The sequence below is a fragment of the Mycobacterium sp. ML4 genome, from assembly GCF_054515735.1.
In genome coordinates, this window is sequence record NZ_JBTNSY010000016.1 from 1 (window position 1) to 24,229 (window position 24,229).

A 24,229-nucleotide genomic window follows, 5' to 3' on the forward strand; every position below is an offset into this window, starting at 1 on the left:
TTGGTGCCTTGGGGGCTGACTCGTTACAGCGATTTGCTATGCCGTGCTTTGTCGTATCGGACGACATCGGCGGCATCTAGCGGCTCGATCAGGCGTGTGCGACTAGTGAGGGATTTCGTCGAGCCTGTTGGCGGCCAGCGTGGCGGTCATCGCCGCGATGACCCGTTCAGCGGGCCAGTCGTCGGGGGCTGAGATGAGGGTTCCTCTGCCCAGTGACGTCGTTGACAGCCCTTCGGCCACCTGTGTAATAAGTCCGACCTCATGATTCAGCCATAGGCGATAGCCGACACCGATCTTCCAGCCTCCGCGACGCGCGGCTTGGCGTAGGTGGGGGTCAGCCAGTTCCAGCATTGCCGGTTGCCAAGCCTGAACTACAGCCGAACACACTCGGTCACCGACTTCACCGGTCACGCCGCCTTCAGCTACCTCACGGAGCTGGATCGAAAGGTGATGGCGTGGAAGACGTCTGCCTGCGGTGAGCGCCCCAGCTGAGATACGTATGTGCAGTCCGACTCTAGGTCCGGCACCAGAGAGAACAACCGAGTAGCCGTCTTCGGGCAGTTGGTCACCTTCAGGATTGTCCGCGGTTGCCTTATCCCGTACAGCGCAACTGCGAACAATATTCGCCAGCACACCAATCGGGCCTGCCCATCGGTCACCCTTCCAGGTATCCCAGTGCACGATGTCGAACTGCGGACCCAATTGACTCAACATTGAATCCGTCCGTGCCGCAACCCATTCAGGCGATTCCCCGGCTGCAACCCAGAGGGCATACACGGATCCGTTTCGCGCCCAGACCGGCCTAGCTCCCGTCTCAAGATTCATATGCTTTCAGCCTAGTTGGTCAAGGCAACTTCGGCGTGTAGAACACACTCACATCGAAGATGCGGTTGTCGGCGAGCAACTGTCGAATCGCGGCTGCACCAAGAGGACTCGACACGTGAATTTCGAGAATGGCTCCGTCCGGTAATGCGGCAAGTTGGCGCTCCGTCGTGTCAAGAACGCTCCTTGCCTGTCCCTGTCCCCACGGCCTGTCAGCATGCGTCGCGATCGCTTCGTAGCCATCCTTGGCGTCAAGGTAGACAAGCTGCGGCCCGCGTTGCGTGCGTCCGTCGAAGTGGACCGGCGCGCCAGTTTCAGGATTTATCTCAACCCACTCGGGGATGCGGCCATCAGGAGTCATCTCTAATCCAGAGATCTGTCCCTGATAAGGCATGCCTTTTGCTCCACGCCCGATGTGGTCCCAACCGGGCACGGTATCACCGCGTTCCCAAGTCGCTGCGGGGGAGTGTGGAGGATACTCACCCGGAAAATGGGGGTCGCCGGATTGGTAGTGACTACCGATGCTTGGATCAAAAGTGTCTGGTTGCAGAGGCTGGTACAGCCCCGGCTCAGGTGGCAGGGTGTGCGGGAAAGGCTCCCCAGGCGGCGCTGATAAGGCCTCCGGCGGCGTGTGTCTTTGGTCGGGCGGCATCCCCCGGTGATCGCTACCTCCTCCGGGATGGTGTTCCCCTACGCCCGTGGGCGGGTGAACGCTGTTTTCCGAACCTGGATGAACTGGGGGCGTATTCCCGCCTGAGGCGGGCGCGTGCTGGGTTGCCGGAACATCAGTGGGAACGACCGATGGACTTGACCGAGGAAGCTCAGCCTCTGACGCAGGGGTTTGCGCACCAACACCCGTTTGCCGGTGCCCCGCAAGTTCACCTGCAGGCGCGGACGTATGAGCACTTACAACCGGTGGCGGATGCCCTGAGGAGCCATGGTCTACCCCAACCGGCGGCAGGTGTCCGTGACACTACGCAGCAAGGACAGCGGTCGCGAACGGGAAAGGACAAATACGGCGTCGCTTCACGTGTGGAGAAGATCCGGCAACGCGGATCCCGCAAGATCGGCACTGAACTTGCATAGTGAAAGGAAGCACAACATGAAGCGCGAAGTCTGCAAATTCTTCTCCGGATCATTTGCCGCGCTGGCCTACGCCCACGCCGCGTATGCCGTGGCGACAGATCGCGGCATCATCAACGAGCCCGTCTTCCTTGGCAGACGGTGGGGTGTCGGATACATGTGGACCGAGGCCGCCGTTTACTCTGTGGTCAGTCTGGCACTCGGGTACGTCGGGTGGATCTCCGAACCTCAAGAGCAGCAACAAAAGTCGGCAACGTTCGCGATGGATGGGCAAAGCAAGCCAGCGGTGGGCGCAGACAGCGAGTCCCCACTCGTGGTCCGCTGAGTCATGTCGAAAAGCCCGGCGGCAGCTCGGCAACTGCTCGACCAGCTACACGACGAACGCAGTCGCCGCGTCGTTTTCGTATCGCACTGCCTCCTGAATGAGAACACCCGTTACGCGGGCGGAGCTACGCGGCCCGGTGCCGTGGCCGAAATCATCGACGAATTGATGGCTGCAGGCTACGGCATCCATCAGCTGCCGTGCCCCGAGCGGCTGGCGTGGGGCGGCGTGCTCAAACGCCACAGCCTTCGGCTCTACCATTCCAAGGGCAAACCGCTGTATGCGGTGCGCGGGCCACTGCTCAGCGCATTCGTTTGGTGGACCAAGATCGTCTACCGCCTTCTCGCGCGGCAAGTCGCACGCGATGTGGCAGATTACGAGCACGCTGGCATCGCCGTCGTCGGCGTTGTCGGGATCGGCGCGTCTCCGTCCTGCGGGGTCATGACGACACTTGATCTGCGTGCGTCGCTGGAGGTGGTGGCAGCCTGCCCGGCGTCGGCTTTGACCCGAGATGTCATGAACGAGCAGGCCGTTTTGGGCTGCCGTCGTACAGGCGAGGGCTTATTCATCGAGGCACTCGACCGCGAGCTGAAACACCGCCGGATGAGCTTGCCCGCACTGGAGCATGACCTCGCTGCTGAGCTGCGCGGCGACCGCCAGGTGGTGCTTACGACCCCAGCACCCCGAACCTTGGGCACCTCCTGAGGGCACCCGCACAGCCCCATCCGAGCCGTTGCTGAAGCTGCATTGTTCGCACGCTAGACACAGCCCAAGTAAATGAAACTTCCCTCCCGGTTCACGCACGATATTCATGGTCACTTGGGTGGCGTCGGCGGTGGGGCCCACTGACCCAACTCGGTGCGGTGCCCTACAGCGTGACCTGGCATGCCGCCCTCGGGTTCGCCGAATAGCTTGCTATCAACTACGGCGCCAAGCGATTTGGGGTGCCCTATGGGCATGACACTGCACTGCTGCGCGACGTGGCCGACTCGCCGGACGCCGGCATGCGGATGGCCGCTGCCGCCGGTTCCCAGCACCTTCGCTCCGAATCGCCCATCGGCGGACAGCCCCAATAGCTGCGAGTCACCACGTCCGTCGCAGACGCGTTCACTCTGATAGGGCACTATTGCAGTGGTGACAACTCCGCAAGGGCCGTCCCGCGGGAACCCGCCGGAATGGAACCGCCCCACCCAGCCTGGCCCCAACCCCGCCCGCAGGCCGGCACCCCCGCCGCCTGCGCCACCCCCATCGGGATCACCGACCCAGCGGATTCCTCAGGGCGGTCGAGCATATCCGCCCCGGCCTTCGCCGAACCATCCGCAGCCCCCGGGCCGGCCGCCGAGTCCGCAGCCGCAACAGCCGGGCCCGCCTTATCCGCCGGCCCGCCCAACCACACCGGGACAGGATCAGATTGCGCCGCCAGAGCAGCCCACGACGCGCCTGCCCACTCAGCCCCCGCCGGAAACCACGTCGGCGAAAACACCACGCCGGCGGCGGAAGAAGTTTGTGGTTCTGGCTATCGTGCTGGCAGTCATCCTGGGCCTGGTGATCGGGGCTGAGCTACTCGTGCGCCACCTGGCCGGGAACAAGGTGGCAAGCGCGGTGGCGTGTGAGGTGCAGGACAGCGCCACGGTGTCGTTTGCCGCCATGCCGCCCATGCTGTGGCAGTACGTCAGCAGCAACTACCCGGACATCTCCGTACATACCGCCGGTAACCAGGTGCGGAGCGCCAAGGGCATGAAGGTCAGCATTGACATCAAGGATCTCCGGCTGAGCGACGCCGGCAGTTCCAAGGGCACCATCGGCGCATTGAACGGCACCATCACCTGGTCGTCCGATGGCATCAAACAGTCGATCCAGGACGCCGTTCCGGTACTGGGCAGTTTTGTGACCAGCAACGTCACCACCAATCCCGGCGATGGAACCATCGTGTTGAAGGGGATGCTCGACAGCGTCACCGTCAAGCCCCAGATTGCCAACAACGGGCTGTCGCTGCAGGTGGTCAACCTGACCGCGTTGGGCTCCAAGATGTCGACGGACACGGTGCAGAAGAACCTGGACAGTCTCACCTCCAAAGCGACCCAGAACTATCCGCTGGGCATTCACGCCGACACCGTGAAGGTCACCGACAGTGGCGTGGAAGCGACGTTCTCGACCGCTAACGCGACCATTCCGGCATCGTCGCAACAGTCCGGTCAGGACTGCTTCAGCGGATTCTGATTCAGCCCAACGAGCGCGGCCGGCTGGCTGGCTGCAATCAACCGAGGTTGAACGGCAGGCCGGTGTAGTTCTCCGCCAGCCCGATCGCCGCGGCCTCACTTGAGTACAGCCAGCGCAGCTGTGCCAGCTGCAACTGCTCATCGAAGGGATCCCCGCTGGTGTGCAACATGGTGGTCATCCACCAGGAGAAGTGCGTATACCGCCACACCCGGCTCAGGGCGGCGTCGGAGTAGGCGTCCGCCAGCGCGGGCGAATTCCGGTTCAGCCACGCGCCCAGAGCCGTCGCAAGCAGGGCCACATCGGCGATAGCCAGGTTCAGTCCTTTGGCTCCGGTCGGGGGCAGGATGTGCGCCGCATCGCCGGCGAGGAAGAGCCGGCCATATCGCATCGGGGTCTGCACGCGGCTGCGCATCGGCAACACGCTGCGCTCGGTGATGGGACCGCGCTGCAGTGACCAGCCGTCGATTCCGTCGCCCAGCCGACGCGCGAGCGCGTCCCAAATGCGGTCATCAGACCAGCAGTTGATGTCCGAGCCGTTGGGCACCTGAAAATAGAGTCTGCTGACGTCCTGCGAGCGCATGGAATGCAACGCGAATCCCTCAGAGTGTCGGGCGTAGATCAGCTGGTCGGTCGACGGCGTCACATCAGCCAACACGCCCAACCACGAGTAGGGGTACACGCGTTGCCACACCTGCTTGGCGCGATCAGGAATGGCAGCGCGGCTCAGCCCGAACGATCCGTCACACCCGACCACGGCGTCGGCGTCAATCCGATGCGGCGAACCGGCGCGATCGGCAAACGTGAGATGCGTTCTCACACTGTCGATTTCATGCACGGCCACGTCGGAAGCCTGGTAGAAGACGCATTGGAAATCGCCATCGCGGGCCTCGATCAGATCTCGTTGAAGTTCCGTCTGACCGTAGACCCACACGCTGCGACCGACGAGGTCTATGAAGTCCACATAGTGGCGTTCGCCCTCGGACTGCAGGTAGACGCCCCGATGTTGCATCCCGTCTCGCGTCAGACGCTGGCCGAGGCCTACCGACTGTAGAAGCTGGACCGAACAATGCTCCAGGATGCCGGCGCGGATGCGCCCCATAACATGTTCCTGAGACCGGGCCTCGACGATGACCGACTCGACGCCCTCGGCGGCCAGCAGATGCGATAAGAGCATGCCCGCCGGACCGGCTCCTATTATCGCGACCTGCGTGCGCACGCTCAGCTCAACGAGTCGTGCGGAGATACCACGTGACGGCCGTCTGACGAGGTTTTATGCTGCGCACCGATAAAAGAATCCACGGATGGAGGATATTCAGCACGCCGCGTCATGCAAACTCTGCCCGTGCATGACGCCTGGCAGAAAATGCTCGGTGAGAACAATGGCAGACTGCCCGTCGATAATCATGTGATACCGCCGCGAGACGACCGGATTGTGAAACTCGCAATGCGCCTTTGCCGGAACCCAGCCGGGCAGCTCGCCTATCCAGATTTCTGGTGTCTCTTTGAACATCTCGAGACCATGGGCCAGCATTAACTCCCCGAGCGAGTGAGCCGTCTCCGTGAGGGTCCACATGAGGGGGGCGGGGAGGAAATCGATCGCGATCAATGCTTCTGCGGCTAAGAAAGGTTTACCCGAACTGCGGCCGTTGAGGATGGTCTGACGTTGTAAAATTCGGCTCTCGGGCATTCGCTCGCCCTCAGGAATATCCGGCATGGTCTCATGAATCTGCTGATTGACGATCTGCACCACGATGTCGTCGTTCGTGACAATTTTGAGAATGCGCGTCAGCGTTCCGTTTGTTGCCAGAAGTATTTGTAGATCGCGGTTCAACTTACGAATATCCGCTTCCGAAAGAATTGTTCGGGTCATGCCTGCTTCCCTGCGTCCCACCCCGCCTGTTAGGACCACCGACGAACGTGATAAATCGAGTAAGCACAATTTACGACAAGGCCCGCTAATGTCTACATCGGCCACCGCGTTTGGATTTATGCGCAGAGCATACGCTGTTCGGAGCTGAACCTGCAAGGTGCGGGGTCCGCCCATTTATGGTGCGCTGCGAACTACTCGGTGGTCGCTTTAACAACGGCGGAAAATGGGTACGCCACTAACCTAACGTCAAACCTTATTGCTGCCACCGCTCAGATCGACGACGCGAGGCTGAGTTATCCGGCGAGAACGGACCGAGGCCGGCAGAAGCTACCTCCCGAGAAATCAGGGATCCGCCCGACGAACAGCTTTGCGGCGTTGGCGTAGCTGCCGGCGCTAGCAGGGGTCCCCGTTGGGCGTGTAATACGGCACGCCCTCCGCGGTGTAGCACGGTGGCTGGCCGTTGGCGGCCTGGCTGGCGGCCTCCACGTCCCCGGCCGTCGCCACCGTAGCGGCCGGATCAGTGCATCCACCGACGGAAACGTGCCGGCCCCCGACGTCGCCGCACACGTCTGCGTGCGCGGGCGGCGTCGGCGCGAGGGCAACGGATCCAACCGCCAGGAACGCCGCGAACAATAATCTCGTCATCGGACGATCGTACTGAGTGTTCGTCCGCCAATTCGCGTTTAGCCGGAATTGCGGGGAATTGCGTGGCTAGGTGCCCGGCCCGGTGAGCTCCGGCGTCAACAGAGACGTCGCGTCCGGATCGATCAATTCGGCAAGCCGCGCACTTATGCCGGCCTTCTTTTCGGCGTACATCAATTCGTCGGCACGTGCGAGCAGTTCGTCCACCGAGGCGGTATCGGCCGCTGGGGCCTGCACCAGCCCGATACTTGCCGACAGACGGTACGGACGATTGCTTGTCTCGTTGAAACCGCGGAATGCCTCGACGAGCCGCTCTTTGAGTCGTACCGGGTCGCCCTGGTTTTCGATGGTCAATACCAGGAACTCGTCGCCGCCGATTCGGGCCATGATGTCCGACTCGCGCAGGGTGGCGCGCAGCACCCGGGCCACATCCGCGATGAGCATGTCGCCGATGTCGTGGCCTTGTTCGTCGTTGACTCGCTTGAGCCCATCGAGATCGAGAAAGGCGAGCACGCAGTTGCGGCGGTGGCGGCGCGCTGCCCGCAGCGCCTGCGCGGCAAGCAGATAAAAGCCTCGGCGATTGTTCAGCCCGGTCAGTTCGTCGGTCACCGAAAGCCGGCGGATCTCCTCGTTCGCCTTCTCCAACTCAGCGGTTCGGTCGCGTACCCGTTGTTCCAGTTGGGCGGAGACGTGCACATTCTCCATGGCGATCGAGGTCGAGTCGGCCAGGGCCTGCAGCAGCCGGACTTCCTGCTCGGACGGTTGGTGTCGATGAGCCCAGTAATTGCCGATCGCGCCGATGGGGTCGATCCTGCGGATAGGCACCATTACCAGGCTCTTGACGAAGGTGGGTCGGTAGATACCGTGCGGGATCCGCGGATCGGCGTAGATATCGGGAATGACGGCAGCCTGCCGGTTCAGCATTGCCCAACCGCTGATACACGCGTCGATGGGAAATCGGTTGCCTTTCCACAGCGGGGCAATCGCCTCCTCATCGGCGTAATAGCACTTATCGTTTTCCCGCAGTACGAATGTGGCGCCGTCACAGCCCGTGAGCTCACGGGCCGAGGACCGGACGATTCGCTGGATATCCGGCAGGCTGCGGGCCAACGAGAGGTCTTGAACGGCCCGCAACAGGCGCTCCATACCGTCGACGTGGTTGGACACACCGGAGTTGCAGTCAGATAAGGCGGATGGCGCCGGGTCTGACAACTCGGCGTTCATACCCACCTCCGTACGAGCCTGGCCACCATTGACAACTTGGCCGCCAAGTCAGGGCAGTACATTACACCGATCGTCACAATATTGGCTCTCGATTTCGCTGCAGGCCGACTGCGGCTCAGACCGCGAGCCAAAATGACAACGTGCTCCACCGGGGGCAGTGCTGAGAGCAGGTGACGTGCACGGGTTTGGCTTTGCAACGCTGGCGCTGGTGACCGCCATCGGTTTCACCGGTCCATTGCTGGCCGCCGTGCCGCGGCTGAGAATCCCGGTGGTCATCGGCGAGTTGCTCGCGGGCCTTGTCGTGGGCGACTCGGGTTTCGGAGTCATCGAGGTCGACAACGTCACCCTGCAATTTCTGGCCAACACGGGCTTCGCGCTGGTGATGTTCGTGGTCGGAACTCAGATTCCGGTTCGCGGTGTCCAACTGCGCTCGACCCTGCCGATGGCCGGGGCGCGCGCAGGTCTGGTCAGCGTCGTTGCCGCGGTCCTTGGTCTGGTCCTGGCGTCCGACTTTCACAACGGTCATGCGGCGCTGTACGCCGTGCTGATGGCGTCCTCCTCCGCGGCACTGACATTGCCGGTGATCGAGTCCCTTCGCTTGCAAGGGCCGGCGGTGCTGGCCGTGACAGCGCAGATCGCGGTTGCCGATTGTGCGTGTATCCTTCTGTTGCCGTTGGCAATTGAACCAAGTCGCGCGCCGGTGGCGGCCCTGAGCGCCCTCGCGATCGCCGGTTGCGCGGTGGTGATCTTCGTCGTTTTGCGCGGATTCGACCGCAGAGGGTTGCTGCGACGCGTGCACCTCCACTCCAAGAAGGACCGGCTGGCACTGGAATTGCGGACCAGCCTGCTGCTGCTGTTCGCCCTCGCGGCAGTGGCGGCGGCCACTCGGGTTTCGATCATGCTGGCCGGCTTCGCGTTGGGGCTGGCGGTCGCCGCCGTCGGTGAACCGCGCCGGTTGGCGCGACAGCTGTTCGGGATCACCGAGGGATTCTTCAGCCCGCTGTTCTTCGTATGGCTGGGTGCCTCCTTGCAGGTGCGTGATCTCGTCGCGCATCCGAAATTCATGGCGGTCGGCATCGGGCTCGGAGTGGGCGCGGTGCTGGCGCATCTCGCTGCGAGAGCACTGGGCCAGTCCCTCACCCTTGCCGTGCTTTCGGCGGCACAACTCGGCGTGCCCGTCGCCGCAGCCACCATCGGTGCCGAGAAGAACCTTCTTGCGCCAGGAGAGTCCGCGGCGCTGATTCTCGGCGCCCTGGTCACCATCGCCGGCACCTCGATTGCGGCTCGGCTGGCGGCGCGCAGGCTTGCTGCGGCAGACGCGCAACCACCTGGTGACTCAGACAATTCCGGGTAGCTCCCAGGGGCAGTCGGGTCTGCGGTTCGGAGATGACCAAGTGCCCCCGGGTTTGGGACTTAGGCGAGCGAACCTGGTGACCGAAGCACTGCCGGAGGGTTCCGTTGTGCCCTATGTGGCGGTTGCGCCTTCCTGGTCGACTTGAGCAAGGCTGATCGAGGAGGCCACGATGACCAAGTTCTGGGCGTTAGCTGGGGGAGCGACCTCCGGTCGGTCGAGCCGGCCTGCCACGCCGTCCTTCCTGTACCACGTCACCGACCTGCTGCACGACGGACGTGTTGTCGACGTGCCGGGTCACCGGATCGCACCGACAGTGTCAGCATGGCTGGCCGAGCTGGGCGCCGAGAGCCCGTTGGTGGACGACCTGGCGCGGGCCGCGCAAGCGGGCGACTGGGCGGCCGTCCACGCCGTCGGCGAGCACCTCTGCGTCGACGTCCGGCTCGCCGCCGCCTGAGCCGATAAAGCAACGCGGCCGACCCAGGTAATGGCACAAAGTCCCGTCGACTAAGGACGCCGTGCCCTCGTATCGTCGCCGCAGCCGCGCGATTGTGAATCAAGGACTAGGAAAGGAACGCAAGGGAGATGAGCGCACAGTTCCCGGACGAGGGCACCATCCGGACAGTTCTCACGCTGGCGTCCCGCGCGCCATCGGTGCACAACACCCAACCGTGGCGTTGGCGCGTCGGCATGTCCAGTCTTCATCTCTACTCTGATGTCGGTCGGCAATTGCCCCACACCGATCCCGACGGCCGGGACCTCATCCTGAGTTGCGGGGCGGCGTTGAATCATTGCGTGATCGCGCTGGCCGCGATTGGCTGGCAGGCCAAGGTCGCTCGGCTGCCCAACCCGGCCGACCCCACTCACCTGGCCGCGCTGGAGCTGACCCCGCATCTGCCGACTCAACTTGACATCATGCTCGCCGCCGCCATGCCGCGGCGGCGAACAGACCGGCGGCACTACAGCTTCTGGCCGGTCCAGGTAGGCGATGTCGCGTTGATGGCAGCGCGCGCGGCCCGGATCGGCGTTGCCCTGCATCGCGTCGAGTCGATGGATATGTTGAATGCCGTTGTGGCGCAGTCGGTGTCAGAGCACGCGGCCGATCCCGAGTACCTTGCCGAACTCACCGCCTGGAGCGGTCGGCATGCAGCGGCGGCCGGAGTCCCGGCCCGCAATGCGCCGGCACCGGATCCCGCCGCGACGATACCCAGCCGACGATTCGCGGGGGCCGCACTGGCGATGCCACCCGACGTCTCGCCCGAAGACGACAACGCCGTCGTCCTGGCCCTCGGCACCCGCAATGATGACCGGCTGGCCCAGTTGCGCGCCGGCGAAGCCACCAGCGTCGTGCTGCTCACGGCGACGGCGATGGGACTGGCGAGTTGCCCGGTCACCGAACCTCTGGAAGTGGCCCAGACGCGCGCAGCCGTACGGTCCGGCGTCTTCGGCCACAGCAACTATCCCCAGATGCTGCTTCGGGTGGGCTGGGCACCAATCAACGCCGACCCACTGCCGGCCACGCCCCGGCGAGCGCTGGACGACTTCGTGGAGTGGCCCGCGGATGCCGACGTCGGCGGGGTTCGGTAGGTGTCGGTCTTCTGCGGCCGCCGGTGGTTGACATGCAACGCCGAAGTAGACGGATGATGGGGAAATGACCGGATGCGGGGGAGACGGCGAAGTCGGCTTGCTGGACCGGGCCGGACTGCAACGCCTCATCGACGTGCTCGCCGGGCACGGATATCGCGTCGTCGGTCCGACACTGCGCGACAACGCAATCGTGTTGGCCGAAGTGCAGTCGGTGGATGACCTGCCGCGCGGCTGGGGTGTCGACGTGAGTCCCGGACATTACCGGCTGCGCCAACGCGACGACGACGCGGCATTCGGTCATTCGGCCGGACCGCAATCATGGAAACAGTTTTTGCATCCGCCTCGCCAGCGGATATGGGCCGGCGCTCGCGACGGCAGCGTGGTCAGCGAACCCGAGGAGACTCCCCGGTATGCGTTTCTCGGGGTCCGTGGCTGCGACCTGGCCGCCATCGCCACCCTCGACCGGGTATTGGGCCGTGGCGCCTATCCGGACAACTCGTTTGTGACTCGTCGACGACAAACCTTTGTGATCGCGGTGAATTGCACCGAACCCGGGGGAGTGTGCTTCTGTGCGTCGATGGGGACCGGGCCGGCGGCGGGGCCGGGCTACGACCTGGTGCTGACCGAGCGTCTGAACGCCGGCGGCGAGCCCAGTTATGTCGTCGAGGTAGGCACTGCGGACGGCGCCGAGGTGCTGGCGGGGGTGCCGCACCGACCGGCGACCCGGGACGAACGCGATTGCGCGCGGGCAGATGTCGCGAACGCTGCACATAGCATGGGCCGTCAGATGCCCGAAGGCGACCTGCGTAACCTACTGCTCGACGCGCGCGAGTCGCCGCAGTGGGAGGAGGTGGCCGGCCGCTGCCTCACGTGCGGTAACTGCACGATGGTGTGTCCCACCTGCTTTTGCACCAGCACCGAAGACGTCAGCGACCTGACCGGCGACCACGCCGAACGCTGGCGGCAGTGGGCGTCATGTTTCGAGTTCGATTTCACTTTCATTCATGGGGGTGGCAGCGTCCGTCAATCCGGCGCGTCCCGCTACCGGCACTGGCTGACCCACAAGCTGGGCACCTGGCACGACCAGTTCGACATGTCGGGCTGCGTCGGCTGCGGGCGCTGCATTGCCTGGTGTCCCACCGGAATCGACATCACCGCGGAGATGAACAAGATGGCCGGCAATGAGTGAGTGGACGACCACCCCGCCCGCCTCGGCGATGGACCCCTTGCCCTACCGCGTCCGCAGTCGCGTTGTGGAGAGCCCGGATTCGGCCACGTTGTGCCTGGAGCCCGTCGACCGGGCGGTGCGGTCGCCCGAACCGGGCGAGTTCATGATGCTCTACGCGTTCGGCGTCGGTGAAGCGGCGATCTCGATCAGCGGCGACCCGACCGTCGAGGACGGATCCATCACGCACACCGTGCGTGCCGTCGGCGCGGTCAGCCGAGCCCTGCACGACGCCCAACCCGGCAGCGTCGTCGGAGTGCGGGGACCCTTCGGGACCAGTTGGGGATTGGCCGAGGCCGAGGGTCGCGATCTGGTGATGGTCGCCGGCGGGGTGGGACTGTGTCCGCTGCGTCCGGCGATCCTGGGCGCGCTGGCGCGCCGCGATCGGTACGGCAAGGTGATGTTGGTCGTCGGCGCCCGCTCCCGTGCCGATTTCGTCTTCGCGGACCAGCTGAAAACGTGGACCGATGATCCGCGGATCGAGCTGCACCTGATCGTCGACGCACCGGCGCAAGGTTGGGAGGGGGAGGTCGGACTCGTCACCGAACCGCTGCGCGGGTTGACCCTGGATGCCGACCGAACCAGTGCTTTTCTCTGTGGGCCCGAGCCGATGATGCGGTTCGGCGCCGCGGAGTTGATCGCGAAAGGTGTTGCGGCACATAATATTCGGGTGTCTCTGGAACGCAATATGCAGTGTGGGCTCGGCTGGTGCGGTCACTGCCAGCTCGGACCGTTGCTGTTGTGTCGCGACGGGCCCGTCGTCGGCTACGATGTGGCCGGGCCGCTGATGCACGTGAAGGAGCTGTAGGTGAGCCCAACGAAATTGGCGGTGTGGAAGTTCGCTTCCTGCGATGGCTGCCAGCTGACCCTGCTGGACTGCGAGGACGAACTGCTGACGCTCGCGGACCGCGTCGAGTTCGCCAATTTCGCGGAGGCATCGAGCGCGACAACGGCCGGACCCTACGACGTCTCGCTGGTCGAGGGCTCGATCACCACCCGCCACGACGAACAACGCATTCGCCAGATCCGCGAGCAGTCCCGGATATTGGTCACCATCGGCGCGTGCGCCACATCCGGGGGGGTGCAGGCGCTGCGCAACTTCGCCGATGTGGCGGAATTCGCGTCGGTCGTCTACGCCAAACCGGAGTACCTTGACACGCTGGCAACTTCGACGCCGGCAGCCGCCCACGTCAAGGTCGATTTTCAGCTGCAGGGCTGCCCCATCGACCGCGGCCAGTTGCTCGATACCCTGGCGGCGCTGCTGATCGGACGCAAGCCGCGGTTGCCGGACAAGACGGTGTGTACCGAGTGCAAGGTGCGGGGCGTGACCTGCCTCGTCGTCGCCGACGGCGTTCCCTGCCTGGGCCCGGTCACGCACGCGGGCTGCGGTGCGTTGTGTCCTCGCCACCATCGTGGGTGCTACGGCTGTTTCGGTCCGTCGGCCGCACCTCAGACCGCGACACTGATTCCGCTGCTGCGCCGCGACGGGCTGTCGGAGACCGGTGTGGACCAGGTGTTCTCGACGTTCAACGTCGCGCGATTCGCCGTACAGCGGAGCGAGCAGTGACCGCCTCCGACCGCAGCCTGCGGGTGGGAACGCTGACCCGTGTGGAAGGCGAAGGAGCACTGAACGTTACGCTCAAGGGCGGTGCGTTGGACAGCGTGGAGCTCAACATCTACGAGCCGCCAAGATTCTTCGAGGCGTTCCTGCGGGGGAGGGCTCACTACGAGCCACCTGATCTGACGGCGCGGATCTGCGGCATCTGCCCGGTGGCCTATCAGCTCAGCGCCTGCAACGCGATCGAAAATGCCTGCGGCGTGCAGGTCGACGACGAGCTCGTTGCGTTGCGACGGCTGCTGTACTGCGGCGAGTGGATCCACAGTCATGTGCTGCACATCTACCTGCTGCATGCACCGGACTTTCTCGGCTACCCCGACATCGTCTCGATGGCACGCGACCACCGCCAAACCGTCGAACGCGGTCTCAGGCTGAAGAAGGCGGGTAACCGGCTGATGGAGTTCGTCGGAGGGCGGGCAATACATCCGGTGAACCTGAAGCTGGGTGGGTTCTACTCTGTCCCAACGCGTTCAGAGCTCGGACCCATCACCGAGGTACTGCGCAGGGCGCTCGACGATGCGCTGGCGACCGTCCAGTGGGCGTCCGGGTTGGAGTTCCCCGACCTCGAACTCGACCACGAGCTGTTGGCCCTGACCGCCCCCGGCCGGTATGCGATCGAAAACGGCACCATCGCCCGCAGTGCCGGTCAGGCTTTTCCGGTCGCCGATTTCATGCAACACGTCGTCGAGTCGCAGGTGCCGCACTCCACGGCGTTGCACGCGACGCTGGACGGTCGTCGACATCTGACCGGTCCGCTGGCCCGGTATTCGCTGAACTCGGCCGCACTGTCACCGGTCGCAGCACAGGCCGCTCAGCTTGCGGGCCTGTCGGCGCAGTGCCGAAACCCGTTCCGCAGCATCGTCGTCCGCGCCGTCGAGGTGGTCTACGCCGTCGACGAGGCGTTACGGCTCATCGACGAGTACCAGCGTCCGGCACGCCCGTTCGTCGAGGTCCCGGCCCGCGCCGGCGTCGGGCACGGGGTCAGCGAAGCCCCGCGCGGCCTGCTCTATCACCGCTACGAGATCAGCGACGACGGCCGGGTATCTGCAGCGACGATCATCCCGCCCACCTCGCAGAATCAGGCGGCCATTGAAGCCGACCTCGCCCGGGTGATCTCAGCCAATCTGGACCTCGATGACACGGCGCTGACGACGTTGTGCGAAAAGGTGATTCGCAACTACGACCCCTGCATCTCGTGTTCCACCCACTTCCTCACGCTGACGGTTCGGCAGACGTGATCGACCGGGTCGTGGTTATCGGCCTCGGGAATCGCTACCGGCGAGACGACGCGGTGGGTATCGTCGCTGCCCGGGCGGTCGACGAATTGAGTCTTCCCGGCGTGGATGTGGCGGTGGACATCGCGGATCCGCTGGCGCTGCTCGATGTGTGGTCCGGGGCGCGGTTGGCCATCGTCGTCGATGCCGCGGTCGGGACCGACTCCACCGCGGGACGCGTTCGCTGCTGCGGCCTCGAGGATGTGGTAGCCGGCGAGGAGAGATTGAGCTCGCACCGCATCGATATGTGCCGCACTCATGCGCTCGGTCAAGCGCTGGAACGCAATCCCCGGGCGCTGCGAATCTTCACCGTCGACGTCGCCGATACCGGCCACGGGGTCGGCCTGACGCCGCGCGTCGAGCTGGCGGTGCCGCGGGTGGTCGCCCTGGCAGTGAACGAAATCAGTTGCCTAGCGGGGTATTCGACGGATTGAGGCGGCTGGTGAACCAGCCACGGGCAAGCATTGCGACTTGCTCTAGTGCACCGGGCTCCTCGAACAGATGCGTGGCACCGGGGACGATCGCGATCTTGCATTCGGCGGGGATCGCCGCTCGGGCCTGCCGGTTGAGGCTGAGAACCGCCTCGTCGCGGCCACCGACGATCAACAACGTCGGCGCCTGCACATCGCGTAACGACTCGCCCGCAAGGTCGGGGCGGCCGCCGCGGGACACGACAGCCGCGACCTTCACACCCGGGTGCGCGGCGGCGGCCAATGCCGCGCCCGCGCCGGTGCTGGCGCCGAAATAGCCGACGGGAAGTGGGGCGGTCTCGGGTTGCCCGGCCAGCCAGACGGTGATGTCGACCAGGCGGGAAGCGAGCAACGCGATGTCGAAGACGTTGGCGCGGTCACGTTCTTCTTGCGGCGTAAGGAGGTCGAAGAGCACAGTGCCTAAACCCGCATCGTTGAGAACCCGGGCCACGTATTGATTTCGCGGGCTGTGCCTGCTGCTTCCGCTGCCGTGTGCGAACACGACGACACCCGTCGGGTGCTGGGGGATCGTCAAATGGCCTGCCACCGAAACTTGTCCGACGGGCACCAGGATTTCCTCGTCGCGCACCGGAGGATCTTTGAACTGCGTCACACCTTGAGTGTCGATTGCGGGCCGGCTCAGCGGTATGGTCACAAGTCACTTAAGCCGGCGACGAAATCCCTCAATCATTCCGGGCTAGCGACTGCGAGCCGGTCGGCGGCAGCGTAACGCAGCACTGCCGCGACACCCTCGGTAAGCGTGACTCGGGCGTCGGCCCGAATTAGGTTCGCGCCTACCGCGATCGCGGTGTACGGCAATGCCTCATCGGCCCTGGCCACCCGCGCCACCGGTTCGCCGAAATCGGACAGAACGTCAGCGCTGGGCGCCACCGCGGTCAGCGCCGCCCCGGTAACCACCGTCGCGTCACCCATCTCACCGATGATCAGGGTCTCAACGTCGCCGTCACGCAGCGCCGCACACACCGCGGCAACGCCTTCGGCCGCCAACCCTGAGCCACGACCGATTTCGGCCTGCAATCGCCCGGTTATGTCGGTCAGCTCCGCCTCGTGGCGACGAGCGAACTCCGGGGCGGTCAGCCGGTAGATCTCCGCGTAGTTGACATCATCTCGGTGTCCTCCGGCGTGCAACTGTGATACTCGCTGTGCCACCCGCTTCGGTAGTTCGGCAAGCACATCCGCACGGGAACGGACCTCGCCGCTCAGGAAAACCACCGCCGGGTCCGCCTGATCCACCAGGTGAGTCAGGTGGTCAGCGATGGCGCGGCAGTTCATCCGGATGGCTTCCTCGGTGGTGTGCTGCTTGTCTCCGTAGCCGTTCCAGCCTGCGGTGGCAGGCTTGTGCACCGGGTATCCGCCACCCTCGACCGTGGTTGAGCTGGTCCTGGGTCCCTGATACACGGTCACATCGGCCCCGGTGTGATCGACCGCTGCGAACACGAAGGTCGGGCGCTGCATTTCCTGGTCGAGCAGTGGCAGCACATACGGGTACTCCGACAGCCGAACGACCGGGGCCGGTGGCGGGTTGATCAGCTGCTCGTTGACCAGGACCTCGTCGCGGGTGGCGATCAACGCGCGGCCGCGACGTCCCACTGCCGGCTGATGATTGAACACCGCCTTGCGGAGGGTCTCAAGAAGATCCGCGCCTGCACCCTGGTGCTCGAGAGCGGCACGGATGTCCCGCCACTTTGCGTCGAGTTGGTTGGCCGAATCAGCGGCGTCGTGCGAGTCGTCGAAGTACACCGACGCATATGGGCCTGTTGTCTTCGCCAGCCACTTGAGGTGTTCTGATCGCATAAGATCCCCTTCCACTATGACGGCCGCGCTTGGGTTCGCCGCCCACGTTATGAAAGGCGAACGGGCGGTGGCAGAGTCGTAAGCCCTCCGCTGAGGGTCTTAAGTCCCTGCCGTCTGCGATGTCGATGCCGAGACCGGCTCGTACAACTGGGAGAGGCGGTCGGCGGACTTGTCGATGACCACCTTGCGGCGCAGTTTCATGCTCGGCGTCAGGTCGCCGGCCTCAATCGAGAGCTCGCGATCGAGGATGGCGAACTTCTTGATCTGCTCCCAGCGATTCAACTCCGCGTTCAGGGCATCGATGTACCCCGCTATCAGCTCGCGAGTCTGCTCGTCGTGGGCTATCTCGGCAAAAGATTTGCCGGACAAGCCGTGCTTGGCCGCCCAGTCGGTGATCGCCTCACCGTCGAGAGTGACCAGCGCCACGCAGTAGGGCTTGGCTTCCCCGATCACGATAAACTCACCGGCGTAGGGGCACAGACCCTTGAACCTCACTTCAATCGCCGACGGAGCAACATACTTGCCCTGCGAGGTCTTGAACATGTCCTTTTTGCGATCAGTGATCCGCAGGTAGCCGTCGGCGTCGATCTCGCCAATGTCACCGGTGCGGAACCAGCCGTCGTCGTCGAGTGCCTCGGCGGTCGCGTCCGGCAGGTCGTGGTAAGAGGTCATCACGCCGGGTCCGCGCAGCAGTATTTCGCCGTCCGCGGCGATCTTCACCTCGGTGGCCGGGAACGGCCAGCCGACTGTCCCGAATCGATAAGCGTTGGGGCGGTTGATGAACGACGCAGCCGCCGTCTCGGTGAGCCCGTAGCCCTCGAGCACCACGATGCCGACCGCGTCGAACCACTGTGCGACGTTGGGATCGAGTTTGGCCGCAGCCGAGACGAAGAAGCGGACCCGGCCGCCGAACCGCTCCCGGATCGTGGAGAACACCAGCCGGTCGGCGAGCCGGTATGCCAGCGACGCTGTCCATGGGGGTTTCTGCCCGGCCTGCCGGGCCTGCGACACCTTGAGCCCGACGGAGATTGCCCAGTCGAAGATCTTCTTCGTGAGCCCACCCCGCTCGGCGACCATCCCCACGATCCGGGCGTGCGCCTTTTCGAAAATTCGTGGCGCCGCACCCATCACGGTGGGCCGCACCGCGGCGAGGTTGTCGACGATCCGCTCGACTCGGCCATCGATGGCGGTGGGGAAGCCGATCTGCAGCGGCAGGGCCAGCATCACCTTGCCGAACGAGTGCGCCAATGGCAGCCACAGGAAGTTGAGGTCATCGGGACCAAGCACATTCAGTGCATCGATGGCAGCGGCGGTATACGTCCAGGCTTCGTGGGTGAGCCTGACGCCCTTCGGCCGTCCGGTGGTGCCAGAGGTATAGATGAGGCTGGCCAACCGGTCCGGGCCGACGGCCGCGATCCGCTCGTTGACGGCATCGGGGTAGTCGGCGAGCTGCTGCTTGCCCCGCTGCTCGAGTTCGCCGAGAGTGATGATCCAGTCTCCGTCACCCTCGCCGTCGATGATCACGACCCGGCTGACCGCCGGCAGCGAAGTGCGATGCTGCAGCAGCTTGTCGACCTGGTCCTGATTTTCGGCAACCACAATCCGGCTTCCCGAGTTCGCGACGATGTAGGCGACGTCGCCTGCGTTCGTCGTCGGGTACACGGTGGTGGTCGCCGCCCCCGCGCACATCACCGCGAAATCGACGAGCACCCACTCGTAGCGAGTCGCCGAGGCCAGTGCCACGCGATCTTCCTGGCCGATCCCCAGCGAGATCAGCCCGGCTGCGATGCTCTCGACGCGCTCGCCAACTTGCTGCCAGGTCACGCTCTCCCAGCCTTCACCGCGCGGGTAGCGGAAAGCTTCCGCCTGCGGCGACGCGGCGACGCGGTCCCGGAACAGGTGCGCCACCGAGGGTGCACGATTGTCGATCTTGCTCAGGTCAGGCCTCTCCAATGAGGCGAGTGGTGCGTTCATGGTGGTGATCCGTGCTTTCCGAGCCGAATAGCGTCATTCGACGGTACGGTGCGGTCAACCTCGACACGAGTGCCTTAAGTCCTCTACGACCCGGGCAACTGACCCCATTTCAGCACGGATATCTGCGGTCGGGATTCAGGGACTTTGGCTGCCGCGGGCGGGCCATAGGTCCCTACGCACCGGGTTTGGCGGGTGTTAGCGTGCCGCCATGACGATGCCCCGCAGCAGCGACCGGCAGCGGTCGGCAGCTTTCGACTGGAGCGCACCCGCGGTCAACGGGCTGGCCGGGGCGGCCATGCCCTTCATGCATACCGGGCAATACCTGGCGCAGTCATGGCGCGACTATCTCGGGCCGGCGCCGGATGAACTTCCGGTCGCCCGACCGACCATAGCGTTGGCTGCGCAGGCTTTCCGCGACGAGGTCGTCTTGATGGGCTTGAAGGCGCGGCGTCCGGTCAGCCGGCCGGAGGTTTTCGAGCGCATCACCCGTGAGGTGCAGGCTGGACTCGAGTACTACGGAGACCGGGGATGGCTGGACAAGCCCGAGGGGTTTTTCGCGAGGCCGCCGGCGCTATCCGGCGTCGCCGTCCGAAAGGTGAAGGGGCGCAGGCGTTCCTATCACCGCTTGTACTTTGCCAGCGGGTACACGCCGCATCCGGGTGAACCCGGTGCACGACGATGGCAGAGTTACGCCGCCAACAATCGGGAGTACGCGCTGCTGTTGCGTCACCCGGAGCCACGGCCCTGGCTGGTGTGTGTACACGGCACTGAAATGGGCCGCGCTGGTTTGGATCTGGCCTTGTTTCGATCCTGGAAGCTGCACGACGAGTTGGGTCTGAATGTCGTGATGCCCGTGCTACCCATGCACGGGCCTCGGGCCCGCGGACTGCCGAAGGGCGCCGTCTTCCCGGGTGAGGACGTCCTGGACGATGTGCATGCGACCGCACAGGCGGTCTGGGACATCCGTCGCCTGCTGTCCTGGATCCGATCTCAGGAGCCCGAGTCCCGGATCGGATTGAACAGTCTTTCCCTAGGCGGCTACATCGCGTCGCTGGTCGCAAGCCTCGAAGACGGACTCACGTGCGCGATTCTCGGAGTCCCGGTGGCCGACCTGGTCGAGGTGCTGGGCCGGCACTCGGGCCTGAGCCACGACGACCCCCGTCGTCATACGATGAGCCTCGCCGAACCCATCGGCCGGATGATCTCACCCTTGTCGTTGACCCCCCGGGTGCCGATGCACGGGCGCTTCATCTATGCCGGCGTCGCTGACCGCCTGGTCCATCCGCGAGAGCAGGTGAATCGGCTCTGGAAGCACTGGGGTAAACCCGAAATCGTCTGGTACCCGGGCGGTCACACCGGATTCTTTCGCTCCCAACCGGTGCAGCGGTTCGTGTGGGAGGCGCTGCAACAGTCCGGTCTGCTGGAAGGACGCCCGACACTGCGTGCCCGTCCCGCCTGAATAGCGGGTCTCGATGAAGCTGCTCAGCCTGCTGGACACCGCGATGATGACCGCGGAACTGCTCTGCAGCCCGATGCATGTCCGCGTGCTGTTGATCCTGACCGCGCCACCGCACGCCGGTCGGGACTATGTGGACGACAACGGCCGTCGGTGCGTGCCCAAGCTAAACACTCTTACCTGCGCCCGCTTCGAGGTGAGCGAAAGTCGGTTGCCGGCAGATACCGCTCCTCGACGGCCTGGACGAGCTTGGAGCGGATCCGTTCCAGATCGGCGGCGCGGTGTGCCTCCAATTCGTCTTCCCATGCCGCCACCCGCGCGGCGAGATCCTTATCGGTGATCGTGCCACCGAGCCAGCGGGAGAAGTCACCCCGCTCCAGATGGTACTGAAGCGCGCGCTGGTCGAGATGCGCTACCGCAGTGCAGAAGTCGTGCAGCGTTGCGGCCGGCGCGACCTGCGTTCCCGCAATATTGTTGAAGTAGAACTGCCGCTCCCGGGGTAGGCGCACATCGGCGTACTTGTGGCCGTGTCGCACATGGGTGGTCAAGCGATCGGCGATTGTGAACAGACGCGCCGGGCCCGAGCCGAATTGGATGGTGGCTCGCCGACCGGAGTCGACGTCGGCCGGGCTCTGCGGCGGCATCAGCGTCAGCACGACATCGCTGTTGTCGATTTCCTTGGCGGGCAGCGCCGCTGGGGTGAACGACGACAATACGTAGCCGCCGCGCCTAGTCCAGTGCGCCTGTTCCTCCGCGCCCAGCAGATGGGCTTCGTCGTAGATCACCCAGTGCGGGAACCCGTGTTGTTCGCGATGCGCCTCAGCCGTCAGCCGCAGCCGGTGCATGTAGTCACCCTTGGTCGCCTCGGCGAGTCCGGACATGTCGACAACGATGCTCGATTGTGGGCGCAAGGTGTTGACCAGGTCGGCCGGCTCGGGCAGATGCTGGCCGGCATCCACCAGCTGTACCTGACTGAATTGCTGCAGATGTACGTGATCACCTTCGGGGTCGAGGAGCAGCACACAGTAGTCGGTCAGAATCCAGCGCTCGGCCAACAATCCGACCAGGTGGCTCTTTCCCGATGCCGCGGGTCCGGTGATGACCACACGTCCCTGGCTGCCCGGAATCCGCGTCGGTGTTGCGTCATCGAAGGTGCCGATGTCGACCCAGCGCCTCGGGGGGCACCACCGTTGCGCACCAGCCACATACGGGCCGCCCAGCAGTTCGGCAACGCCCGACCCGTTCGACTTGTCCAGAACCACGTCGGCGCGGCGCCGTACCGAGGCCACTGCGTTACTGACCGCGACGCCGATCTCCGCGACACCGAAGAGTGCCAGATCGTTTTCGGCGTCTCCCACCGCAACGGCGTTGTGCGGCGAGAGGTTCATCGCTGCGAGCATGGCGGCCAGCCCGGTGCCCTTGGTGATACCCGCCGGCAGCACCATGAGCGCCGAGCGGTTGCGGATGATCTGGTAGTCCAGCCCCGACTCGCCGATCAGGTCGACGACGACCGACGTGTGCTCGCCGTCGATCGCGAGTATCACCTCGCCACGGCGGCAGGGGACGCCCCGGTCGCTGAGTGCCTGCGCGAGACCGCCGTCCACCGGCGAAGCCAGGGCGTGGGTGTGTCCGTCGAGGACGGTGACCGCGCCGTTTTCCAGCACCATCGCGTCGACATAATCTGCAATCTGCGGGAACTCGCCTCGGAGTTCGGCGAAGATGCGCCCGGAGACGAGTAGCACGGCCAGCCCGTTGCGTCGTGCCTCCTCGATCGCTGTCAACGCTTCGGGCACCAGGTGTCCCGCCGAAGTCAGGGTGCCGTCCAGATCGAGCGCGACCACCTTGAAAAATGTCACGGCCGCCCGCCTGCGTGGCGGCTGCCCGTCGAGGCCGGCCGTCGAACACCCTTGCCGCGCGCGCGCCGGCGCGCCAGGGCGCGGGTGAGCAGGCGTGCGACCCCGAGTTCGATGCCGCGCGCGATGTCCTCGGCGTCGGGGGTCCCCCGGTGACCGTCGGTGATGCCGAGCACCATTTGATCCACATAGCTCAGCGTGCCCACGACCGTACCCAAGTGCGTGGCCGTGGGTGGTATCGGCAACAGCATCTCCACCGGCCGTCCCAGCACCTGCAACCGCTGGCGGGGACCCGGCACGTGCGCGGTGAGCGTAACGACGTCGCGCTGTGGGAGTTGCATTGCGAACCGAGTGCCCCACGCGCTCACCATGAATGGCAGTCGAGTTGCCAGCGCGGTGGGCTTGCGGTCGCCGTCACCGAGGAGCCGATTCTGCCGACTGTGCACAAGGCGCAGACGTTTTACCGGGTCTCGCTGTTCGAGCGGGAGGTAGGGGAGCGTCGCTGAGGCACGAATATCCATGCGGTCCAAAGGCTCCGGTGAACGCAGGGACACCGGAACCAGAGCGCGCAGTGAGTTGCGGCGGCGCTGCCCGCCGCGATGCAACAGCACAGCTCGGAAGCTGTCGGTGATGGCGGCCAGCGCCACGTCGTCGAGCGTCACGCCGAAGACATCGCAGACCGTCTGGACATCCTTGAGCGGCACCCGGACCGCGCTGTAGCCGCGCCGGTCGGCCACCGGGCCGGGCCGTTGCGGACTCAGCGAGGGTCGTAGCACACCGGCCACGAATTCGGTTGCGCGCCTTATTGTTTTTCCGGCCAGTTCACTGCCCATCCTCGACGCTTGCCAGGACGCTCTGGCCAGAGCCAACGGGTTGAACTGCAGCGCTTCCGTGTTGACCGATGGCATGTCACGCGCGATGTTCAGCTCGCCGGTCGCGTGCGCGCCGCCGGGCGAATCGGCGATAGCCGTCAGTATCCGGATCGCGGCGCGCTCGTCGGCCAGGCAGTGGTGAATCTTCAGCAGTGCCGCCCACCGCCGTTCCGCCAGACCTTCGATCACCCAGCACTCCCACAACGGGTGGTCGCGATCAAGCCTGCGCTCCATGAGATCGGCAACCGTCCCGAACAGCGCGGCGTCGTCCGCGGACTGGGGCACGGCGGCCCAGCGCACGTGGTGGGTGATGTCGAAGTTGTTGTCGTTGACCAGTTCCGGAGCGGCGACCTGCAACGGATGCTGCTGTACCAACTGGCTCAGCCGTGGCAGAACAGCCAGTCGCTCCGAAAGTGCCGCGAGGAGTTCGTCGCGGCCCGGGCTGGGTCCGTCGATGACGGCAACGGCCCCGATTGCCATACTGACGCGCCGGTCGGCATCCTCTGCTTCGAGGAAGCTTGCTTCCACGGTCGATAGACGGTCCATTTCCG

Annotated in this window: 22 protein-coding genes and 1 pseudogene; 12 read left to right on the top strand and 11 right to left on the bottom strand. The window is 64.9% G+C overall.

The annotated features are described in order from the left end of the window. Nucleotides 1–102 precede the first annotated feature (102 nt). Together ACX9NE_RS18500 and ACX9NE_RS18505 are read right to left on the bottom strand one after the other, a co-directional pair. The gene (locus tag ACX9NE_RS18500) at nucleotides 103–714 is read right to left on the bottom strand and encodes a hypothetical protein (RefSeq protein WP_459362655.1); all 612 of its coding nucleotides are present in this window, start codon (nucleotides 712–714) and stop codon (nucleotides 103–105) included. Between the two features lie 130 nt (nucleotides 715–844). Next, nucleotides 845–1,216, bottom strand: coding sequence for a hypothetical protein (locus ACX9NE_RS18505; protein ID WP_459362654.1), 372 nt, complete (start codon nucleotides 1,214–1,216; stop codon nucleotides 845–847). A 708-nt stretch (nucleotides 1,217–1,924) separates the two neighbouring features. On the opposite strand from ACX9NE_RS18505, the gene ACX9NE_RS18510 reads away from it, so the two are divergent. From ACX9NE_RS18510 to ACX9NE_RS18520, 3 genes are all read left to right on the top strand, one after another. After that, the gene (locus ACX9NE_RS18510; protein WP_459362653.1) at nucleotides 1,925–2,230 is read left to right on the top strand and encodes a hypothetical protein; all 306 of its coding nucleotides are present in this window, start codon (nucleotides 1,925–1,927) and stop codon (nucleotides 2,228–2,230) included. 3 nt (nucleotides 2,231–2,233) lie between these two features. Further along, the gene (locus ACX9NE_RS18515) at nucleotides 2,234–2,932 is read left to right on the top strand and encodes a hypothetical protein (RefSeq protein ID WP_459377739.1); all 699 of its coding nucleotides are present in this window, start codon (nucleotides 2,234–2,236) and stop codon (nucleotides 2,930–2,932) included. Nucleotides 2,933–3,733: 801 nt separating this feature from the next. Further along, nucleotides 3,734–4,447 (top strand): LmeA family phospholipid-binding protein, encoded by a 714-nt coding sequence (locus ACX9NE_RS18520; protein ID WP_459362651.1) that lies wholly within the window; start codon nucleotides 3,734–3,736, stop codon nucleotides 4,445–4,447. Nucleotides 4,448–4,484: 37 nt separating this feature from the next. On the opposite strand, the gene ACX9NE_RS18525 is transcribed toward ACX9NE_RS18520, so the two are convergent. From ACX9NE_RS18525 to ACX9NE_RS18540, 4 genes are all read right to left on the bottom strand, one after another. Beyond that, nucleotides 4,485–5,621 (bottom strand): 4-hydroxybenzoate 3-monooxygenase, encoded by a 1,137-nt coding sequence (locus tag ACX9NE_RS18525; protein WP_459362666.1) that lies wholly within the window; start codon nucleotides 5,619–5,621, stop codon nucleotides 4,485–4,487. A 138-nt stretch (nucleotides 5,622–5,759) separates the two neighbouring features. After that, nucleotides 5,760–6,317: a chorismate--pyruvate lyase family protein gene (locus ACX9NE_RS18530; RefSeq protein WP_459362650.1), complete on the bottom strand. Its 558-nt coding sequence runs from the start codon at nucleotides 6,315–6,317 to the stop codon at nucleotides 5,760–5,762. Nucleotides 6,318–6,710: 393 nt separating this feature from the next. Then, a complete protein-coding gene (locus ACX9NE_RS18535) occupies nucleotides 6,711–6,962 on the bottom strand; it encodes a hypothetical protein (protein WP_459362649.1) in 252 nt (83 codons plus the stop codon). Nucleotides 6,963–7,028: 66 nt separating this feature from the next. Further along, entirely contained in the window at nucleotides 7,029–8,183 is a 1,155-nt protein-coding gene (locus ACX9NE_RS18540) for a GGDEF domain-containing protein (protein ID WP_459362648.1), read from the bottom strand. Nucleotides 8,184–8,358: 175 nt separating this feature from the next. On the opposite strand from ACX9NE_RS18540, the gene ACX9NE_RS18545 reads away from it, so the two are divergent. From ACX9NE_RS18545 to ACX9NE_RS18580, 8 genes are all read left to right on the top strand, one after another. Further along, nucleotides 8,359–9,537, top strand: a complete 1,179-nt coding sequence (locus tag ACX9NE_RS18545; protein ID WP_459362647.1) for a cation:proton antiporter — start codon at nucleotides 8,359–8,361, stop codon at nucleotides 9,535–9,537. Nucleotides 9,538–9,706: 169 nt separating this feature from the next. Further along, nucleotides 9,707–9,991: a hypothetical protein gene (locus ACX9NE_RS18550; RefSeq protein ID WP_459362646.1), complete on the top strand. Its 285-nt coding sequence runs from the start codon at nucleotides 9,707–9,709 to the stop codon at nucleotides 9,989–9,991. A gap of 128 nt (nucleotides 9,992–10,119) precedes the next feature. Beyond that, nucleotides 10,120–11,121, top strand: a complete 1,002-nt coding sequence (locus tag ACX9NE_RS18555; protein ID WP_459362645.1) for an Acg family FMN-binding oxidoreductase — start codon at nucleotides 10,120–10,122, stop codon at nucleotides 11,119–11,121. 64 nt (nucleotides 11,122–11,185) lie between these two features. Continuing rightward, nucleotides 11,186–12,310 (top strand): 4Fe-4S dicluster domain-containing protein, encoded by a 1,125-nt coding sequence (locus tag ACX9NE_RS18560; protein ID WP_459362644.1) that lies wholly within the window; start codon nucleotides 11,186–11,188, stop codon nucleotides 12,308–12,310. Beyond that, nucleotides 12,303–13,154, top strand: a complete 852-nt coding sequence (locus tag ACX9NE_RS18565; RefSeq protein WP_459362642.1) for an FAD/NAD(P)-binding protein — start codon at nucleotides 12,303–12,305, stop codon at nucleotides 13,152–13,154. The genes ACX9NE_RS18560 and ACX9NE_RS18565 overlap by 8 nt, the downstream gene beginning before the upstream one ends. Next, nucleotides 13,155–13,913: an NADH-quinone oxidoreductase subunit B family protein gene (locus ACX9NE_RS18570; protein WP_459362640.1), complete on the top strand. Its 759-nt coding sequence runs from the start codon at nucleotides 13,155–13,157 to the stop codon at nucleotides 13,911–13,913. It abuts the gene before it with no gap. Beyond that, the gene (locus ACX9NE_RS18575; RefSeq protein ID WP_459362638.1) at nucleotides 13,910–15,202 is read left to right on the top strand and encodes a Ni/Fe hydrogenase subunit alpha; all 1,293 of its coding nucleotides are present in this window, start codon (nucleotides 13,910–13,912) and stop codon (nucleotides 15,200–15,202) included. The genes ACX9NE_RS18570 and ACX9NE_RS18575 overlap by 4 nt, the downstream gene beginning before the upstream one ends. After that, nucleotides 15,199–15,672 (top strand): hydrogenase maturation protease, encoded by a 474-nt coding sequence (locus tag ACX9NE_RS18580; protein ID WP_459362637.1) that lies wholly within the window; start codon nucleotides 15,199–15,201, stop codon nucleotides 15,670–15,672. Before ACX9NE_RS18575 ends, ACX9NE_RS18580 begins: the two co-directional genes overlap by 4 nt. Here the strand turns inward: ACX9NE_RS18580 and ACX9NE_RS18585 are convergent. From ACX9NE_RS18585 to ACX9NE_RS18595, 3 genes and pseudogenes are all read right to left on the bottom strand, one after another. Beyond that, nucleotides 15,641–16,306, bottom strand: a pseudogene (locus ACX9NE_RS18585) (dienelactone hydrolase family protein); the annotation flags it as partial. The gene ACX9NE_RS18580 and the pseudogene ACX9NE_RS18585 overlap by 32 nt on opposite strands. Nucleotides 16,307–16,395: 89 nt before the next feature. After that, nucleotides 16,396–17,523 (bottom strand): Rv2629 family ribosome hibernation factor, encoded by a 1,128-nt coding sequence (locus ACX9NE_RS18590; RefSeq protein WP_459362635.1) that lies wholly within the window; start codon nucleotides 17,521–17,523, stop codon nucleotides 16,396–16,398. Nucleotides 17,524–17,622: 99 nt separating this feature from the next. Continuing rightward, a complete protein-coding gene (locus tag ACX9NE_RS18595) occupies nucleotides 17,623–19,497 on the bottom strand; it encodes an AMP-dependent synthetase/ligase (protein WP_459362633.1) in 1,875 nt (624 codons plus the stop codon). A gap of 208 nt (nucleotides 19,498–19,705) precedes the next feature. Here ACX9NE_RS18595 and ACX9NE_RS18600 point away from each other — a divergent pair, with 208 nt between their 5' ends. Beyond that, nucleotides 19,706–20,956 carry an alpha/beta hydrolase family protein gene (locus tag ACX9NE_RS18600; RefSeq protein WP_459362632.1) on the top strand — a complete coding sequence of 417 codons (1,251 nt, stop codon included), beginning with the start codon at nucleotides 19,706–19,708 and terminating at the stop codon, nucleotides 20,954–20,956. A gap of 173 nt (nucleotides 20,957–21,129) precedes the next feature. Here ACX9NE_RS18600 and ACX9NE_RS18605 read toward each other — a convergent pair whose 3' ends face one another. Together ACX9NE_RS18605 and ACX9NE_RS18610 are read right to left on the bottom strand one after the other, a co-directional pair. Continuing rightward, nucleotides 21,130–22,809, bottom strand: coding sequence for an HAD hydrolase family protein (locus ACX9NE_RS18605; protein WP_459362631.1), 1,680 nt, complete (start codon nucleotides 22,807–22,809; stop codon nucleotides 21,130–21,132). After that, the gene (locus tag ACX9NE_RS18610) at nucleotides 22,806–24,224 is read right to left on the bottom strand and encodes a wax ester/triacylglycerol synthase domain-containing protein (RefSeq protein ID WP_459362630.1); all 1,419 of its coding nucleotides are present in this window, start codon (nucleotides 24,222–24,224) and stop codon (nucleotides 22,806–22,808) included. The genes ACX9NE_RS18605 and ACX9NE_RS18610 overlap by 4 nt, the downstream gene beginning before the upstream one ends. Nucleotides 24,225–24,229 lie beyond the last annotated feature (5 nt).

Bases quoted from the DNA above. Each gene is read 5' to 3' on its own strand.
- ACX9NE_RS18505 (WP_459362654.1), bottom strand. From the start codon at position 1,216: ATGCCTTATCAGGGACAGATCTCTGGATTAGAGATGACTCCTGATGGC.
- ACX9NE_RS18540 (WP_459362648.1), bottom strand. From the start codon at position 8,183: ATGAACGCCGAGTTGTCAGACCCGGCGCCATCCGCCTTATCTGACTGC.
- ACX9NE_RS18595 (WP_459362633.1), bottom strand. From the start codon at position 19,497: ATGAACGCACCACTCGCCTCATTGGAGAGGCCTGACCTGAGCAAGATC.
- ACX9NE_RS18515 (WP_459377739.1), top strand. From the start codon at position 2,234: ATGTCGAAAAGCCCGGCGGCAGCTCGGCAACTGCTCGACCAGCTACAC.
- ACX9NE_RS18555 (WP_459362645.1), top strand. From the start codon at position 10,120: ATGAGCGCACAGTTCCCGGACGAGGGCACCATCCGGACAGTTCTCACG.
- ACX9NE_RS18565 (WP_459362642.1), top strand. From the start codon at position 12,303: ATGAGTGAGTGGACGACCACCCCGCCCGCCTCGGCGATGGACCCCTTG.
- ACX9NE_RS18600 (WP_459362632.1), top strand. From the start codon at position 19,706: ATGACGATGCCCCGCAGCAGCGACCGGCAGCGGTCGGCAGCTTTCGAC.
- ACX9NE_RS18550 (WP_459362646.1), top strand. From the start codon at position 9,707: ATGACCAAGTTCTGGGCGTTAGCTGGGGGAGCGACCTCCGGTCGGTCG.
- ACX9NE_RS18560 (WP_459362644.1), top strand. From the start codon at position 11,186: ATGACCGGATGCGGGGGAGACGGCGAAGTCGGCTTGCTGGACCGGGCC.
- ACX9NE_RS18510 (WP_459362653.1), top strand. From the start codon at position 1,925: ATGAAGCGCGAAGTCTGCAAATTCTTCTCCGGATCATTTGCCGCGCTG.
- ACX9NE_RS18610 (WP_459362630.1), bottom strand. From the start codon at position 24,224: ATGGACCGTCTATCGACCGTGGAAGCAAGCTTCCTCGAAGCAGAGGAT.
- ACX9NE_RS18535 (WP_459362649.1), bottom strand. From the start codon at position 6,962: ATGACGAGATTATTGTTCGCGGCGTTCCTGGCGGTTGGATCCGTTGCC.
- ACX9NE_RS18590 (WP_459362635.1), bottom strand. From the start codon at position 17,523: ATGCGATCAGAACACCTCAAGTGGCTGGCGAAGACAACAGGCCCATAT.
- ACX9NE_RS18500 (WP_459362655.1), bottom strand. From the start codon at position 714: ATGTTGAGTCAATTGGGTCCGCAGTTCGACATCGTGCACTGGGATACC.
- ACX9NE_RS18530 (WP_459362650.1), bottom strand. From the start codon at position 6,317: ATGACCCGAACAATTCTTTCGGAAGCGGATATTCGTAAGTTGAACCGC.
- ACX9NE_RS18525 (WP_459362666.1), bottom strand. From the start codon at position 5,621: ATGCTCTTATCGCATCTGCTGGCCGCCGAGGGCGTCGAGTCGGTCATC.